We start from the raw sequence: 16,246 nt of genomic DNA, 5'->3' as shown, positions 1-16,246 counted from the left end.
CCGATGCCGCCGAGCATGAGCGGAAGAGGGCGAGTCACGTCGTGTGCGATGCACAGCGGAAGTGGACGGGAATCGCCGTGATCAATAACCTTCGAGTCGAAGCGACTCGCATCGGAATTCGTGAGGCTCAAGATGGCGCTGCAAGACCCGCAAGCCGAACCTTCCATGGAAGAGATTCTGGCGTCGATCCGCCGGATCATCTCCGAGGAAGAGCAGGCACCGGAGCCCGTGCTCGATCTGACGCAAACGGATGAACCGGTCGCCGCGGCGCCAGCGCCGCAGCCGCAGCAGACCGCCGCCGAGGACGACATCGTGTTCGAAGCGGTCGAGCAGGTCGTCACCCAACAGGCGTCGCCTGCGCCGCAGCCGGCCACTCCTGCGCCGCAGATCGAGTCCGGCGCCCTGGGCGACGGCATCGTCTCGCCGCCGTCGGCTAGCGCGGCCGCGAGTGCGCTCGCGCGCCTTTCCGGCACGCTGCGCATCGCCGACACGCCGAACCAGACGATCGAAGGTGTCGTGCGCGAACTATTGAAGCCGATGCTGAAGGAATGGCTCGACAAGAACTTGCCGGCGATCGTCGATGCGCGGGTCGAGGCCGAGTTGGAACGGATTTCGCGCCTGGCGCGGTAAGCGCTGGATCGCCGATAAACACCAACGCCCCGGCTGCGGCCGGGGCGTTTTCGTTTGGGCGACGGTTCGCACGTGCGAAACGGCCTGCTATAGGCGTCAGCATGATCGAGACGACGTTCAATCCGAAGGAAGTTGAGCCCCGCTGGTCGAAGGCGTGGGAGGAGTCCGGCGTGTTCAAGCCGAAGGCGGACCCCAAGGCGGACCCCTTCTGCATTGTCATCCCGCCGCCCAACGTCACCGGTTCGCTCCACATCGGGCATGCGCTCAACAACACGCTGCAGGATGTGCTGGTCCGGTTCGAACGGCTGCGCGGCAAAAGCGTGCTGTGGCAGCCGGGCATGGATCACGCCGGCATCGCCACGCAGATGGTGGTCGAGCGCCAACTCGCGCAGGGCGGCGACAACGAAGACCGCCGCTCGCTGGGGCGCGAAGAATTCGTCAAGCGCGTCTGGGCTTGGAAGGAAGAGTCCGGCGGGATGATCTTCAATCAGCTTCGCCGCCTCGGCGCCTCGTGCGATTGGTCGCGAGAGCGCTTCACCATGGACGAAGGCCACTCGGCTGCCGTGCTGAAAGTGTTCGTTCAGCTCTACAAGGAAGGGCTGATCTACAAAGACAAGCGACTGGTGAACTGGGACCCGCATTTCGAGACGGCGATCTCGGACCTCGAGGTGGAGAACCGCGAAATCGCCGGACACTTCTGGCACTTCAAGTATCCGCTCGAAAACGGCGAGACCTATCAATTCCCGATCGCGTACGACGCCGACGGCAATCCGGCCGACTGGGAAACGCGCGACTACATCTCGATTGCGACCACACGTCCGGAGACGATGCTGGGCGACGGCGCCGTCGCCGTGCATCCGAGCGACAAGCGTTACGCGCCGATCGTCGGCAAGAAGGTGCTGTTGCCGCTCGCCAATCGCTACATTCCGATCATCACCGACGAGTATCCGGATCCGGATTTCGGCTCAGGCGCGGTGAAGATCACCGGCGCGCACGATTTCAATGATTATAAGGTCGCTCGCGCCCACGACATTCCGCTCTACGTTCTGATGGATTCGAAGGGCCGTATGGCCGATGTCGAGCACGTGCCGGCGAAGTATCGCGGGCTCGATCGCTTCGAAGCGCGAAAGCAGGTGGTGGCCGACATCGAAGCGCAGGGCCTACTCGAGCGCGTCGAAGACAAGAAGATCATGCAGCCGTTCGGCGATCGATCGAACGTCGTCATCGAACCGATGCTGACCGACCAATGGTACGTCAATGCCGGCGAACTGGCGAAGAAGGCGGTCGCAGCGGTCGAGACCGGCAAGACCAAGTTCGTTCCGGAATCCTGGACCAAGACCTACTTCCAATGGATGCGCAACATCGAGCCGTGGTGCGTCTCGCGCCAGCTCTGGTGGGGCCACCGCATTCCGGCTTGGTACGGGCCGGATGGGCATGTGTTCGTCGAAGAGAACGTCGATCTCGCGAAGGTCGCGGCGCGCAAGCACTACGGCAAGGAGACGGCGCTGCACCAGGACGAGGACGTGCTCGACACCTGGTTCAGCTCGGCGCTGTGGCCGTTCTCGACGCTCGGCTGGCCGGAGAAGACGCCGGAGCTGAAGAAATTCTATCCAACCTCCACGCTCGTCACCGCGCACGACATCATTTTCTTCTGGGTCGCGCGGATGATGATGATGGGCACGCACTTCATGAAGGAAGTGCCCTTTCACGAGGTTTACATCCACGCCTTGGTTCGCGACGCCAAAGGTCAGAAGATGTCGAAGTCCAAGGGCAACACGATGGATCCGCTGGGCCTAATCGACAAATACGGCGCCGATGCGCTGCGCTTCACGCTGGCGGCGATGGCGGCGCAGGGCCGCGACATCAAGCTCAGCGAACAGCGCATCGAAGGTTATCGCAATTTCGGCACTAAGCTCTGGAACGCCGCCCGTTTCGCGCAGATGAACGAATGCGCGGTGTGGGACGAGTACGATCCGCGCTCGCCGGAGCAGACGGTCAACAAATGGATCGTGGGCGAAGCTGCCAAAGCGGCGGCCGCGGTGACGCGCGAGCTGGAAGCGCGGCGCTTCAACGAAGCGGCGGGCGCGGCCTATCGGTTCGTCTGGAACGTTTATTGCGACTGGTATCTCGAATTCATCAAGCCGCTGCTCAACGGCGACGACGAAGCCGCCAAGCAGGAGACTCGCCGCACCGCCGCATGGGTGCTGGATCAGATCCTCATTCTGCTGCACCCGTTCATGCCTTTCATCACCGAGGAAATCTGGACCCGCATGGGCGAGTATGGCCACAGGCGCGACGGCATGCTGATCGTCGAAGCGTGGCCCGATTTGAGCGACGATCTGATCGACGCCGAGGCCGAAGCGGAGATCCAGTGGATGATCGATCTCATCGCCGAAACCCGCTCGACCCGCTCGGAGCTCAACGTGCCGGCCGGGGCGAAGATTCCGCTGCTGCTGATCGGCGCCGATGCGGCGACCGAAGCACGGCTCGAACGCTATCAGGATCTGATCGACCGCATGGCGCGCCTCGAATACTCCACCAGCGCCGCCGACGCGCCGGCGGGGTCGGTGACGTTCGTGCTCGCCGGCGCTACAGTAGCGCTGCCGCTGCAGGGCGTGGTCGATCTGCCCGCCGAGGCCGCGCGGCTTGCGAAAGAGATCGGCAAACTCGACGGCGAAATCGCCAAGATGGACGCGAAGCTCAACAACCGCGATTTCATCGCCAAGGCGCCGGAAGAAGTGGTCGAAGAGTTGCGTGAGCGGCGCGAGGATGCCAGCGCCTCCGCAGCGAAGCTCAAGCACGCGCTCGAGCAGATCAGGGGCGCCTGATGCGCATTTTCGTCACCGGCGGGTCAGGCTTCGTCGGCGGTGCGGCGACGGAGGCGTTCGGTCTAGCTGGCCATGAGGTGCGGGCGATGTCGCGCGCGCCGGCGAGCGATCCGATGATCGCAGCGCGTGGCGCGACGCCGGTGCGCTGCGATCTGGAGAACGTGACGGCCGAGCACATCGGCAACGCGGAGGCGGTTTTGCATTGCGCCGCTTTCGTCGAGCAGTGGGGTCCGCCGGACGCCTGGAAGCGCTTCAATGTCGACGGTACGGCGCGGATGCTCAAAGCCGCGCGCGAAGCGGGGGCAAAGCGCTTCATCCATATCAGCACCGAAAGCGTGCTCTGGCGCGGGAAGCATTTGCGCGGCGCGGACGAGACCTATCCGCTCGCGCCGCGCTCGCCCTATCCATACGCGGCGACGAAGGCGCAGGCGGAAATGCTGGTGCGGGAGGCGAACGCGCCGGGCCTCGAGACAATCATCCTTCGCCCGCGTTTCATCTGGGGGCCGGGCGACACGACGCTGGCGCCGACGATCGAGGCGATGGCGCGGGCGGGCAAATTCGCGTGGGTCGACAGCGGCCGGGCGATGACCTCGACGACGCACATCGCCAATCTCGTCCGCGCGATCGAGCTTGCGCTGACGAACGGCCGCGGCGGCGAGGCGTACTTCGTCCTCGACGATGGCGTTCGGCCCATGCGCGAGATGATCGCCGGCATTGCCGCGGCGCGCGGGATCACCCTGCCGGAAAAATCCGTGCCGGGCTGGGCGGCCGATGCGCTCGGCGCAGTGTGTGAAGCCGCCTGGCGCACGCTGGCGCTGAAGGGCGAGCCGCCGCTGACGCGCTTCGGCGCGATGATCATGAGCCGCGACAGCGTGCTGAAGGACGACAAGGCGCGGCGGGAGCTGGGCTATGCGCCGGTGATCTCGGTGGAAGACGGGATGCAGGCGCTGCGCCAAGCCTGATCTCGGCTCTGGCCGAGCGGGAACCGGGCGCCTAAATGGAGGTAGCGGGCGGGGCCTGTGGAGGCTCCTGCAATGCTCGATACTTTGCTGCGCTCATTCATCCTCGATGGCGCTCTAGTCGTGCGTGGGCCGGACGACCGGACGCACGCGGTCGGCGGCGTCAGCGAGGCGGACTCTCCCCTCATCGTCCGCATCCACGATCGCGCGACGCTCTGGCGGCTCGCCCGCAATCCCGGACTGGAAGCGGGCGAGGCGTACATGGACGGGCGACTCACCATCGAACGGGGCACGCTCTATGATTTTCTCGCCGTCGCCACGCGCAACTTGCAGCACATAGCTGCGCAGAAGCGGCGCTGGATAGTGCGCAGCGCAAAGCACGGCAATCCGAAACCGCGAGCGCGGCGCAACGTGGCTCATCACTACGATCTCTCTCGCGAGCTGTTTCGCCTCTTCCTGGATGAAGACCTGCAGTATTCGTGCGCCTACTTCGCCCGCCCCGACATGAGCCTTGAAGAAGCGCAGGCGGCGAAGAAGCGGCACCTTGCCGCCAAGCTGCTCCTGCGCCCGGGTCATCGCGTGCTCGATATCGGCTCAGGCTGGGGCGGCTTGGCGCTGACCTTGGCGCGCGAGCACGGCGCGCAGGTGCTGGGCGTGACGCTATCGACCGAGCAACTCGCTGAGGCGCGCGCCCGCGCCGAGCGGGTCGGGCTGGAGCGGCGCGCCCGGTACGAACTGCGCGACTACCGCGAAGTCGGCGGCGTTTTCGACCGCATCGTCTCGGTTGGCATGTTCGAGCATGTCGGGCCCCGCGATTATCGCAAGTTCTTCGAGATGATCGCGGCGCGGCTGGCCGCTGACGGCGTCGCCGTCCTGCACACCATCGGCCGAACCGACGGGCCGCGGCGCGGCAATGCCTGGATCGAGAAATACATTTTCCCGGGCGGCGTGCTTCCGTCGTTGTCGCAGATGGCCGCGGCGATCGAGCAGGCCGGGCTCATTCTTACCGACGTCGAAGTGTTGCGCCTGCACTATGCCGACACGTTGCGCGAGTGGAGCAAGCGTTTCGCGGCGCATCGCGAGGAAGCGAAGCGGCTCTATGACGAGCGCTTCTGCCGTATGTGGGAATTCTATCTGGCCGGCGCAGAGGCTGGATTCCGCGAGGGACAGCTCGTCGTGTTTCAGCTGCAGATGGCCAAGGATCGCGCCGTCGTGCCACTGACGCGCGACTACATCACGGCCACCGATCACGCCGGCGTCGCCTCTCACCGCGTGGCGGCGGAATGATCAGCTGACGTCGACGATCGCGCCGCGGCCGGCGTCGTCGCCGATGGCGATGCGTTTGCCGTCGGCGCTCCACGCCAGCGCGGTGACCGCGCCTTCGCTCGGCTCGTCCAGTTCGATGCCCAGGCTGTCGGCGAACCGCACGACGATTGCGGCGCCGTCGGAATAACCGATCGCTAGCACTTCATCGGTGGGATGAAACGCGACCGCGGTGACGAGCGCTTGGCGTTCACCCGGCTGCAGCGGCGCTTTGCCCTGCGGGCCGAGCTTGCCGGCGAACGGCCAGACGATGGCGGCGTTGGCGCCGGAGGTGGCGAGCCAGCGGCCTCGCTTGTCCCAGGAGAAGCTTTTGGTCTTGGCCGGATAACCGTCCATGCGAAGATCGGTTTTTTCCGGCAGCCGCCAGCCATGCAGCGCGTTTTCCTGCATGCCGCTTATGACGTAATCGCCGTCGGGCGAGATCGTGCAGGCCAGGTGCGAGCCGGCCCAGTTCAGCGCAACGCCCTTGTCCTCGGCGGTCAGCACGTAGCGCAGAGTGGCGCCGCCATAGTGCGTCGCCGCAAGCCGGCGGCCTTTGCCGTCGAGCGCAAGGCCGCCAATGCTGGAAGCGTGCGTGAAGCGATGCGCTTCCTTGTCGCCCTTTAAAACGACCGCCTCCTTGCCGACGCCGGCGACGATAACGCCGGAAACCGGACTGGCGACGACGTGAACGATCCACTTGCGCAGCTCGGCGAGCGTGGAGACGTCACCGTCGGGCGCGACGACTTTCAGACGGCCGTCATCGCCGCCGGTGACGATGCGCTTGCCGTCCGGGTGCAAAGCTGCGCTGAGGATCGCGCCGTCGTGCGCTTCGATGCGGCGGGTTTCGCCCTCGCGCTGAGCGACGAGCACTTGGCCGTCGCCCAGTGTGAACAGCCCGTTTTCGCCGATCCAATGGACCGATGTGGCGCTGGCGCCGAGGGCCAGACGGCGGCCGTTCTCATAGACTTGCGCGTTCACGCCGCGCACGCCGCGAATGCGGATTCCAGCTCGGCGCGGTCGAGATTGCGGCCGATGAAGACGAGGCGCGAGACGCGCTTCTCCTCTTCACGCCAGTCGCGCTGGGTGTCCCCTTCCACGATCATGTGGACGCCTTGCACGACGAAACGTTTCGGCTCGTCCGGGAAGGCGAAGATGCCCTTGAGGCGCAGAATATCCGGCCCGCGCGCTTGGGTGAGATCGTTGAGCCATGGCAGGAGCTTCTGCGGATCGATCAGCTTCTCCGTGGAGAGCGCCACGCTGGAGATACCGGCGGCGCCGACGTGATCGTGGGCGTGATCATGGTGATCGTGGCTGTGATAATCGTGGTCGTGATGGTGGGCGCACGCGTCGTCGCAGTCGTGATCAGGCAGGAAGTGCGCATCGATCTCGGTGACGCGATCGAGATCGAAGGCGTGCAGCCCCATGATGGCGTCGAGCGGGATGTCGCCGCGAGTCATGCGGTGGAGGCGCGCGGTGGCGTTCACTTCGCGAATCTTGCGCTCTATCGCTGCGAGTTCATCCTTCGAGACGAGATCGGTCTTGTTCAGCAGGATCACGTCAGCGAAGGCGATCTGTTCAGCCGCTTCCTCCGATGTCTCCAGCTGTTGAAGCACATGCTTGGCGTCGACCACCGTGACGATGGCGTCGAGCTTGGTCTTCGCGCGCACGTCGGCGTCCACGAAGAATGTTTGCGCCACCGGAGCGGGTTTGGCGAGGCCGGTGGTCTCCACCAGGATTGCGTCGAAGCGACCTTTGCCGGATTGGCTCTGCCGCTTCATCAGTCCTTCGATGATGCGGATGAGGTCGCCGCGCACGGTGCAGCAGACGCAGCCATTGTTCATTTCGAACACTTCTTCGTCAGCGTCGACAATCAGATCGTTGTCGATCCCGATCTCGCCAAATTCGTTGACGATGACAGCGTACTTCTTGCCGTGTTGTTCGGTGAGGATGCGGTTGAGCAGCGTGGTCTTGCCCGCGCCCAGGAAGCCTGTGAGCACGGTTACGGGTACGGGTTCGGTCATGGGCTCCTAGATAGCTATTCCGGGCCACGGCGCTAGCGGCTAGGGTGACGGGAACAGGCGGGGAGTACGGTATGAAGCCGTGGTTGCGCTGGGTGCTGCTGGTCGGAGGCGCTCTGCTGGCGGCGGCGCTGATTGGCGCCGGGGTGCTGGCTTGGCTCGTACTTCGGCTCGACGTGCGCGGCGAGGTCGAGCGCGCTGTGGAAGCCGGCACCGGCCGGGACGCCGTTATTTCTGGCGATGTGGGCGTGAGCTACTGGCCGGTGCTCGGCCTGCGTGCGCACGATGTGACGCTCGCCAACGTGCCGGGCGGGCGCGCGGCGTCCTTCATTACCGCTGGCGAGATCGATATTGGCGTCGAGATCCGGCCGCTGTTCGACCGGCGCGTGGTGGTGCGGCGCCTGGTGCTCCAGCGTCCGCAGATCGCGCTCGAAGTGGACCAGCAGGGCCGTCCGAACTGGGCGCTGCAGGCGCGCCGCCCCGAAGGCCAGCCCGCGCCGCAGCCGTCCGAGCCGGCCGTCGACGTGGCGCGCACGCGTCTGCGCGAAGTGCGCATCAGCAATGGCGAAGTCAGCTTTTTCGACGCGCGCACGGCCTCGGGCTGGGTGATCGGCGATGTCGATCTGCGCACCGGCTTCGACGGCCTAGATCAGCCGATGCGGGTCCAGGGCGGCTTGCGTTACGCCGACAAGCCCATTCGGCTCGATCTAACGCTGGGGCGGCCCGGCGCGGCGATGCGGGGTGAACTCACCCCACTTTCGCTCTCGATCGAGACGGAGCTGCTCGAGGCCGAATTCCAGGGTCAGACCATCGCCGGCTCGGGCGAGATCGCCGGCAACGTGCGCGCAAGCGGACCGAGCTTGCGTCAGCTCGCCGCATGGATGGGATCGCCGATCCAAGGCGGCGTCGGGTTCGAACAGTTTGCCGTGTCCGGCCGGTTGCAGATCGGCGGAGGCGCCTACACGTTCAGCAATGCCGGCTTTGTGCTCGACCTCGTGCGCGGGCGCGGCGACTTTGTCCTGTCCGAGCGGCAAAACAGGCCATATCTGAGCGGCCGGCTCGAGTTGTTCGACTTCGATCTCAACCCCTACCTCACCGGCGTCGCGCCCGCGCAGGCGCCTGCCGCACAGATAGCGGCTGCGGCGGAGGCGCCAGGCGAGCGCACGTTGACCGCCGAGGCCGCGACAGCGCCCGAAGCGCCACGCGCTGTCGACGTGCGCGTAGCGGCGAGCGATACGCCGATCGACTTCTCGGGCCTGAAGGCCTTCGACGCCGATCTGGAACTCGCTACTCACGCTGTGCTGGTGCAGCGCACGCAAATCGATTCCGCGCACGCGAATCTGGTGCTGAACAACGGCTATCTCGCGGCCACACTGCACAATATCGCGCTTTACGGCGGTTCCGGCCGCGGCCGCTTCGAGATCGACGCGCGAGAAGAGCAAACCCGGATCGTCCAGGACATGGCGTTCAGCGGCCTCGATGCGCGGCGCTTCCTGACCGATACGGTGAACTACGGCAACATCGAAGGCCGCGCAGAACTCAGCCTCAACATCCGCACGGTCGGCCGCACGCAGAGCGATTTCATCGAGGCGCTCGATGGGCGCACGCATGTCGAGGTCGTCAGCGGCACGCTGCACGGCGTCGATCTCGGCGGCGTGTCGACGACGATCCGCAACGCGCTGCGCGGCGAGCTGATCGCGCCCGAAGCGCGCACGCCGTTCCAGGGCTTCTCTGCGACGTTCGCCATCTCGAACGGCGTGCTGGCGACGGATGACCTGAGTTTCAACACCACGGACCTGCGCATTCCTGGCATCGGCCTGATCGACGTGCCGAACAGGCGGCTGGATATGCGCCTTGCGCCGCGCTCGCCGCGCGGGGGCGTCGTGGTGCCGTTCTCGGTGCGCGGGCCGTTCGGCCGGTTCGAGTACGCGAGCGACATCCGCGATCGGGCGCAACGCGAAATCTTGGGCCGTGTGCGCGCGGTGGAAGCGGCGCGGAGCGGAGATTAGACAGCGGCGTCGAGAATGGCGGTCATCCCGGCGAGCGACTGGAAGCTCGGATCGACCGCCGCGCCGTTCAAGAAAAAGGTGGGCGTGCTGTGGACGCCGCGCCGGTTCGCCTCGTCGATCGAGCGACTTAGTCGCGCGGCGCCGTCGCCATCCTGCAAACTGGCGATCACCTGCGCGGCCGAAAGACCCCATTCGGCGCCAATGGCGACGAGCGCATCGCGGACCGCCGCCATAGAGCCGGACTGCAGGATCGTCCGCTGGCGCTGAAAAAGAACGCCCAAGCGGCGGAAGTACTCGTCGGAAGCAGCGTTGCCGCAGCGCGCCAGCTGGAACATGCCGAAGGCCACCTGCGGCGGCGGCGTCGCCATCTCGCGCATGGTGAAGCGCACGCGTCCGGCGTCGATGTAGCCGGACTTGAGGCGCGCCCAGTTGGTCTCGTGGAAATGCGCGCAGTGACCGCAGGTGGATGAGGCGTACTCGACGAGATGGAGCGGGGCTTGGGCCGCGCCGATGGTCATCTCCGCCGGGGCGGACTGGGCATGCGCCGGGCTTGCCGCGAGCGCCGCCGCGCCGACCAGAAGGCCCCGCCGATCAATGATCATGCCCGCTCCTTTGACGATCGAGTATGACAAACGTGGGGCGGCGGGTCGAGCGGCGTCCCCCAGAGACCGGCGGGCCTACGCTCCGTCGATCCAAACCCGCTTCACTTGGAGCGCCTCATCCAACAGTACAAGCGAGGCGCGGGCGCCGGCACGGATGGCGCCGAGGTCGGTCAGCCGAAGGAAGCGTGCGGCGTTCGACGAGGCGAGCGTCGAGGCCTGTTCGAGGTTGAGACCGAGCATGGTCATGCTGTTGCGGAAGGCTTGCGCCATGTCGAGATTGGAGCCCGCGAGCGCCCCGTCCGGCGCGACGCAGACGCCGTCGCGCACCTCGATGGTCCGGCCCTGCAATTGGAACGAAGGCTTGGCGTCGCCGACCGTCGGCATGGCGTCGGTCACCAGCATGAACCTGTCGAGGGGTTTACAGCGGAGCGCGATCCGCAGCACGACCGGATCGACGTGGCGGCCGTCGACGATCATGCCGCACCATGTGGTTTGATCTTCGAGCGCCGCGCCGACTGCGCCGGGCGCGCGGCTGCTGAGCGGGGACATCGCATTGAAGATGTGAGTGAAGCCTGAAAGCCCGGCGCCGATCGCGGCTTGCATCTCCTCGTAGGTGGCGTTGGTGTGGCCGGCAGAGACAATGGCGCCGGCTTCGACGAGGCGCCGGATCATGTCGGGCGTCGTCTCTTCGGGCGCCAAGGTGATCAGCGTGCGGCCGGCGCCGAGCGACGTCAGCAGGTTCAGCGCGTCATCGTCGAGCTGGCGGAATTTGCGTGGATCGTGCGCGCCTTTGCGGGCTGCGCTGAGGAACGGGCCTTCGATGTGCACCCCGAGGACGCCGGGAATCTTGCGTTCCATCGCTTGCCGGGTGGCGTCGATCGCGCGCGCTATGATGTCGAGTTCGTCGCTGATCAGCGTCGGCATGAACCCGGTCGTGCCGAAGCGACGATGCGCGGCGCCGATGGCCTCGATCGCTTCGACACTCGGATCGTCGTTGAAAAGGACGCCGCCGCCGCCGTTCACTTGCACGTCGACGAAGCCGGGCGCGAGAACGCCGCCGCCCAAATCTTCGATGCGCGCCCGCGCCGGCAGCGCCTCGGCGGCGCGCACGTCGGCGATCCGGCCGGCCTCGAGTACGACGGCGAGATCGTCCTTCAATCCCGCCGGCGTCAGCACCCGGGCGTTGATGAGCGCCGTGCTCATAGCGTCTTGGTAACTTTGCTGAGGTGCGGCGGCTTGTCGGCGTCGCGGCCGCGCTGGACGGCGACATCGTGCGCCAAGCGGTAGAAGCTCTGAATGAGCAGCATCGGCTGGAGCGCCGGATGCGCCTCGAGCGTAGGCAAGCGCGTCGCGCCTGGCGCGTTGGCGCCGGCGATGAAAACATTCGCCCCGCGGGCGGCGGCATCACGGGCGAAGTCGGCGACGCTGGAGCTGGCTTCATCGTGCTGCGCCAAGCACAGCACCGGAAAACCGGGGCGCACCAATGCCATCGGCCCATGGCGCGCTTCGGCGGCGCTGATCGCCTCGGCGTGCAGGCCGCAACTCTCCTTGAGTTTGAGCGCCGCTTCGCCGGCTGCGCCGAGGCCGAGGCCGCGAGCGATGACATAGAGGCTCGCCGCCTCTGCGAGCACGGGCGCCGCGCCGCTCCAGTCTTGGATCCACGCTTCACGCAGCACTGCCGGCGCCTCGCGGTGCGCCCGCTGTAGCGTCGTGTCTCCGCTCCAGTGCGAGACGATGCCGATCAGCGCCGAGAGCGAGGCGATGTAGGATTTGGTCGCCGCCACGCTGCGTTCGGGACCCGCGGCGAGCGAAAAGGTCTCGTCGGCGACCTGCGCCAGTGGAGAGCCTTCGGTGTTGACCAACGCCAGCACGAATGCGCCGGCGCATTTGGCGTTTTCCGCCGTGGCAATGAGGTCGGGGCTTGCGCCTGATTGCGAGATCAGCAGCACGACGGCATCACGCAACATCGTGTCAGCGCGGTAGAGCGAGGCGACGGAAGGCGCGAGCGATGCAGTCATCACGCCCACCCGCGTTTCAATCAGGTATTTGGCGAACGTTGCGGCATGATCGGAGCTGCCGCGCGCGCAGGTGGCGACTAGGCGCGGCGCAAGCCGGCGCAGGCGTTCGCCGAGAGCAGAGAAGCCGCCGGCTGCCAATTGCGCCGTCACGGCCTCTGGCGCCGCCGCCGCTTCGGCGAACATCAACGCGCCCGGGCGAGCGGCGGGCGCCTGCATCAGTTCGACTCGCCGAGTTCGGCGACGAAATCATAGGTGTCGCCGCGATAGAAGGATTGGGAAAACTCGACGGGGCGGCCGTCGGCGAGAAAGCCGCGCCGCTCGACGAGGAGCCCGGCGTCCTTCTCCTGCGCTTGCAGCAGTTCGGCCTGCTGCTTGGTGAAGAGCACGGCGCGCAAGCGTTGCAGCGCGCGCTTGGGACGATGGCCGCTGCGCTCGAGCGCGGCGTAGAGCGAATCTTCGACCGCGCTGACGCCGGGCAACGCAAAGGCGGGAACGGTCGCATATTCGAGCGACATTGGCGCACCGTCGGCGAAGCGGATGCGGTGAAACCGGTAGACGCGAGTGCCTGGGCTAAGGCCCAGCGTCAGCGATTCCTCCGGCGTCACGGCGCCTTCGGCGCGGCGCAGCCATTCGCTGTGCGGCGTGCGCCCGCGCGCGGTCATGTCCTCGGAGAAGGAGGTCAGCATGGAGAAGTTCTTCTCGACCCGTCCTGCGACGAAGGTGCCGGCGCCATGGCGGCGGGTGAGCAGCCCTTCGCCGACGAGCCCGTCGAGCGCCTTGCGCACGGTGATGCGCGAGACCTCGAAGTCCTCGGCGAGGTCGCGTTCGGCGGGCAGCGCGTCATCCGGGGCCAGGATGTTCTTGTCGATCGCCGCACGCAGGGCGCGCTGCAGCTGCTGATAGAGCGGCTGGCGGTCCTCTCCGTCCAATGGGCCGATCAGCTTCGATAGCGGGGTCAAATCGCGCGCTCCACGGCCTCATGGGACCTCTCGTGGGTGGACATAGCCACTCTAATACCAATGAACCCTGTGTTCCCGTCAATAGCTGAATACATCGAAAGATTCTCGCTTGACAGAGGGATTTGGACGAGTGAATGGTTATTAAGTGGACTTATAGTGGTCCTATCAAGGCCGGAGTTCGCCCAGTTCAAACAATCAGAGGCGGCCAGTCTCAACAGGGAGGAGGGGAAACATGGGGTCCCAGAAATCGGTTCTGATCGCCACCGCAAGCGCCTTGGCGGTTTGGGGTTTGGCCATGCCCGCGATGGCGCAAGACGCGGCGCAGGATGACGAAGAGATCGTCGTCACAGGATTCCGCGCGTCGGTCGCCGAATCGATCGACGTGAAGCGCGAGAGCGACGCCGTGGTCGACGCGATCACGGCCGAGGACGTCGGCAAGTTCCCGGACCGCAACGTCGCTGAAGCGTTGCAGCGCGTGCCCGGTGTGCAGATCAATCGTGAATTCGGCGAAGGCGAACGCGTCAGCGTGCGCGGCCTTGCGCCCAACCTCACGCGCACTCTGCTCAACGGCCACGCTCTGGCGACCGCTGATTGGTTCATCCTAGAGCAGCTCGCCGCCACACGCAGCTTCAACTACCTGATGCTGCCGGCCGACATCATCGGCCAAGTGCAAGTGTTCAAAAGCCCGACCGCTGATCTCGACGAAGGCGGCGTCGGCGGTACCGTAAACGTCATCACCCGCAATCCGCTCGACCTCGAGTCGCTTACGTTCACCGGCTCCGCGCAGGGCGCTTACACGGAAATGTCGGATTCCACCGATCCGCAGGTGTCGGGGCTACTCAGCTGGAGCAACCAGGCCGGCACGCTCGGCATTCTCGTGGCGGGCGTCTATCAGGAGCGCAACATCCGCCGCGACGGCGTCGAAGTGCTCGGCTATTTCGGGTACGACCACGACGCCAATGCGGGCACCGCTGACGTTCTCGTGCCATCGCTGATCGGCTCGGCCCTGTTCCAGCAAGAGCGTGTGCGCGCCGGCGGCAATTTCGCGATACAGTACCGCCCGAACAGCGCCTGGGACATCAATCTCACCGGCCTCTACTCGCACTTCGACGCTGACAACTACAATCAGAACTATCTCGCCTGGGGCAGCAACGCGCTGGGCGGCGGCGGCGCGCTTACGAACGCGACGATTGTCGACGGCACTGTCGTCGCCGGCACGATCACGTCCTCGGGCGGCGGCACGACCGGGCGCGCCGCTGTATTTGATGCGATCGACCGCTCCGCTTTCGCCGAAACGCGCAACATCAATCTCGACACGGTCTATCAGCCGAACGATCTTTGGCGGCTGCATTTTCAGATCGGCTACACCGATGCGCAGGGCGACACCGAAGCGCAGCCTTTCGTCGAGTTCGGCGCTCCCGGCGCTTTCGACTACGATCTCCGTAACGGCGCGCCCGAGGTCGATTTCAGCCTCGATCCGACCGATCCGGACGACATGATCTTCGATTTCGCGTCGATGCATCAGATCACCAACGACGACAGCGAATTCTACACCTATGTCGACATCACGCGCGACGTCGACCTGGGCGCGCTGACGGCGATCCAGGGCGGGCTCAAATATTCCGACCATGAGCGTGAGACGACGTTCATGGCGACTACGTTCGGCGGCTTCTTCCTGCCGTTCGCGGCCGCCGGTTGCGGCGGACCCTGCACCCCCGGGAGCTTCTTCGGCGGCCTCACACCGTCGGATTTCCTCGACGACATCGCCTCGCCCGGCACGCTGACGTCGTACTGGCAAGTCGATCGTGGGCTGTTGCGGGATTATCTGCTCAACTGGCCGGGCGTCGAGGCGGGCCGCATCCCCAATCCGCCGGAGAATTTCTCGATCGAAGAGATCGCTTACGGCGGCTATGTGCTCGGCCGGTTCGAAGGCGACGATTGGCGCGGCAATATCGGCGTTCGCGTCATCACCACCGATCAGACCTCGAGCGGCGCCGTCTCCGGCGCAGCCGGTCCTGGCGTGATCTCCAACGCCTTCGGCAACTTCCTGCCGGTCACGTTCCAGCGCTCGTACACGGACGTGCTGCCGAGCGCGAATTTTGCGTTCGATCTCACAGACGATTTCGTGCTGCGCATGGCGGCCGCCCGCACGATGGGCCGGCCCGACTTCACCGACATCGTGCCGCGGGTTTCGCTCAATCCCGGCTCGCTGACGGGGACCGGCGGAAATCCCGATTTGGACCCGTATCGCGCCAACCAGTTCGATCTTTCGTTCGAATACTACCCGACACGGGATTCGGTGTTCGCGTTGGGGCTGTTCTACAAGGATATCCAGTCCTTCATCACGAGCGACATCGTGCAAGGCACGTTCGGTGTCGAAACGCTGACGCCGAACTTGACGCGCTGCACGCCGTCGGGTGGTCCCAACCCCAACCTCTACGATTGCGTGTTCGACATCGATCAACGCGCCAACGGCAGCGGCGGCCGCGTGCAGGGCTTCGAGGTGAACATCCAGACGCCGCTCTGGGGCGATTTCGGCCTGCTGACCAATTACACCTATTCCGACGGCGAGACCGACGAGGGCGATCCGCTGCCGGGCAATTCGGAGCACACGTTCAATCTCACCGGCTTTTACGAGACTGATCGCTTGAGTGCGCGCCTCTCATACACGTACCGGTCCGAGTTCTTTGTCGCCTTCGACCGGGCCTCGCCGCTCAACCAGACCGAGCTCTCGTCCCTCGACACTTCAATCAGCCTCAATGTCACGCCGAACGTCGCCCTAACGCTCGACGCCATCAATCTGACCGACGAAGTGATCGAGCAGTACTCGGGCAGCGGGGTGCGTCCGCGCGGCATCTACGACAATGGTCGCCAGCTCTATCTCGGCGCCCGGGTGCGTTATTGAGGCCATTGAAGGG

At 65.6% G+C, this 16,246-nt stretch carries 12 protein-coding genes; 6 read left to right on the top strand and 6 right to left on the bottom strand.

What is annotated here, in order from left to right:
* Nucleotides 1–132: 132 nt before the first annotated feature.
* The 4 genes from VEA80_RS04730 (at nucleotide 133) to VEA80_RS04715 (ending at nucleotide 5,704) form a co-directional block, all read left to right on the top strand.
* A complete protein-coding gene (locus VEA80_RS04730; RefSeq protein WP_325059548.1) occupies nucleotides 133–630 on the top strand; it encodes a DUF2497 domain-containing protein in 498 nt (165 codons plus the stop codon).
* A 101-nt stretch (nucleotides 631–731) separates the two neighbouring features.
* Complete coding sequence (locus VEA80_RS04725; RefSeq protein ID WP_325059547.1) at nucleotides 732–3,458, top strand: valine--tRNA ligase; 2,727 nt, start codon at nucleotides 732–734, stop codon at nucleotides 3,456–3,458.
* Entirely contained in the window at nucleotides 3,458–4,420 is a 963-nt protein-coding gene (locus VEA80_RS04720; RefSeq protein ID WP_325059546.1) for an NAD-dependent epimerase/dehydratase family protein, read from the top strand. The genes VEA80_RS04725 and VEA80_RS04720 overlap by 1 nt, the downstream gene beginning before the upstream one ends.
* A gap of 72 nt (nucleotides 4,421–4,492) precedes the next feature.
* The gene (locus tag VEA80_RS04715) at nucleotides 4,493–5,704 is read left to right on the top strand and encodes a cyclopropane-fatty-acyl-phospholipid synthase family protein (protein WP_325059545.1); all 1,212 of its coding nucleotides are present in this window, start codon (nucleotides 4,493–4,495) and stop codon (nucleotides 5,702–5,704) included.
* Here the strand turns inward: VEA80_RS04715 and VEA80_RS04710 are convergent, their stop codons facing one another.
* Nucleotides 5,705–6,700 (bottom strand): hypothetical protein, encoded by a 996-nt coding sequence (locus VEA80_RS04710; protein ID WP_325059544.1) that lies wholly within the window; start codon nucleotides 6,698–6,700, stop codon nucleotides 5,705–5,707.
* Nucleotides 6,697–7,743, bottom strand: a complete 1,047-nt coding sequence (locus VEA80_RS04705) for a GTP-binding protein (protein WP_325059543.1) — start codon at nucleotides 7,741–7,743, stop codon at nucleotides 6,697–6,699. The genes VEA80_RS04710 and VEA80_RS04705 overlap by 4 nt, the downstream gene beginning before the upstream one ends.
* A gap of 71 nt (nucleotides 7,744–7,814) precedes the next feature.
* Between VEA80_RS04705 and VEA80_RS04700 the strand changes: the two genes are divergently transcribed.
* A complete protein-coding gene (locus VEA80_RS04700; protein WP_325059542.1) occupies nucleotides 7,815–9,749 on the top strand; it encodes an AsmA family protein in 1,935 nt (644 codons plus the stop codon).
* On the opposite strand, the gene VEA80_RS04695 is transcribed toward VEA80_RS04700, so the two are convergent.
* From VEA80_RS04695 to VEA80_RS04680, 4 genes are all read right to left on the bottom strand, one after another.
* Complete coding sequence (locus tag VEA80_RS04695; protein ID WP_325059541.1) at nucleotides 9,746–10,351, bottom strand: thioredoxin domain-containing protein; 606 nt, start codon at nucleotides 10,349–10,351, stop codon at nucleotides 9,746–9,748. The genes VEA80_RS04700 and VEA80_RS04695 overlap by 4 nt on opposite strands.
* Nucleotides 10,352–10,426: 75 nt before the next feature.
* Nucleotides 10,427–11,554: an N-acetylglucosamine-6-phosphate deacetylase gene (nagA, locus tag VEA80_RS04690; RefSeq protein WP_325059540.1), complete on the bottom strand. Its 1,128-nt coding sequence runs from the start codon at nucleotides 11,552–11,554 to the stop codon at nucleotides 10,427–10,429.
* Nucleotides 11,551–12,585: an SIS domain-containing protein gene (locus tag VEA80_RS04685; RefSeq protein WP_325059539.1), complete on the bottom strand. Its 1,035-nt coding sequence runs from the start codon at nucleotides 12,583–12,585 to the stop codon at nucleotides 11,551–11,553. Before VEA80_RS04685 ends, nagA begins: the two co-directional genes overlap by 4 nt.
* Nucleotides 12,585–13,328 (bottom strand): GntR family transcriptional regulator, encoded by a 744-nt coding sequence (locus VEA80_RS04680; RefSeq protein WP_325059538.1) that lies wholly within the window; start codon nucleotides 13,326–13,328, stop codon nucleotides 12,585–12,587. Before VEA80_RS04680 ends, VEA80_RS04685 begins: the two co-directional genes overlap by 1 nt.
* A gap of 232 nt (nucleotides 13,329–13,560) precedes the next feature.
* Here VEA80_RS04680 and VEA80_RS04675 point away from each other — a divergent pair, with 232 nt between their 5' ends.
* A complete protein-coding gene (locus VEA80_RS04675) occupies nucleotides 13,561–16,233 on the top strand; it encodes a TonB-dependent receptor (RefSeq protein ID WP_325059537.1) in 2,673 nt (890 codons plus the stop codon).
* Nucleotides 16,234–16,246: the final 13 nt, after the last annotated feature.

Origin of the sequence: Vitreimonas sp., from assembly GCF_035627415.1 — a bacterium.
Classification (GTDB): domain Bacteria; phylum Pseudomonadota; class Alphaproteobacteria; order Caulobacterales; family Aquidulcibacteraceae; genus Vitreimonas.
This window is presented reverse-complemented; position numbering and strand designations above follow the sequence as displayed.

Excerpts from the sequence above, each read along its gene's own strand:
- VEA80_RS04730 (WP_325059548.1), top strand. The coding sequence starts at position 133 with ATGGCGCTGCAAGACCCGCAAGCCGAACCTTCCATGGAAGAGATTCTG.
- VEA80_RS04715 (WP_325059545.1), top strand. The coding sequence starts at position 4,493 with ATGCTCGATACTTTGCTGCGCTCATTCATCCTCGATGGCGCTCTAGTC.
- VEA80_RS04720 (WP_325059546.1), top strand. The coding sequence starts at position 3,458 with ATGCGCATTTTCGTCACCGGCGGGTCAGGCTTCGTCGGCGGTGCGGCG.
- VEA80_RS04675 (WP_325059537.1), top strand. The coding sequence starts at position 13,561 with ATGGGGTCCCAGAAATCGGTTCTGATCGCCACCGCAAGCGCCTTGGCG.
- nagA (WP_325059540.1), bottom strand. The coding sequence starts at position 11,554 with ATGAGCACGGCGCTCATCAACGCCCGGGTGCTGACGCCGGCGGGATTG.
- VEA80_RS04705 (WP_325059543.1), bottom strand. The coding sequence starts at position 7,743 with ATGACCGAACCCGTACCCGTAACCGTGCTCACAGGCTTCCTGGGCGCG.
- VEA80_RS04700 (WP_325059542.1), top strand. The coding sequence starts at position 7,815 with ATGAAGCCGTGGTTGCGCTGGGTGCTGCTGGTCGGAGGCGCTCTGCTG.
- VEA80_RS04695 (WP_325059541.1), bottom strand. The coding sequence starts at position 10,351 with ATGATCATTGATCGGCGGGGCCTTCTGGTCGGCGCGGCGGCGCTCGCG.
- VEA80_RS04725 (WP_325059547.1), top strand. The coding sequence starts at position 732 with ATGATCGAGACGACGTTCAATCCGAAGGAAGTTGAGCCCCGCTGGTCG.
- VEA80_RS04685 (WP_325059539.1), bottom strand. The coding sequence starts at position 12,585 with ATGCAGGCGCCCGCCGCTCGCCCGGGCGCGTTGATGTTCGCCGAAGCG.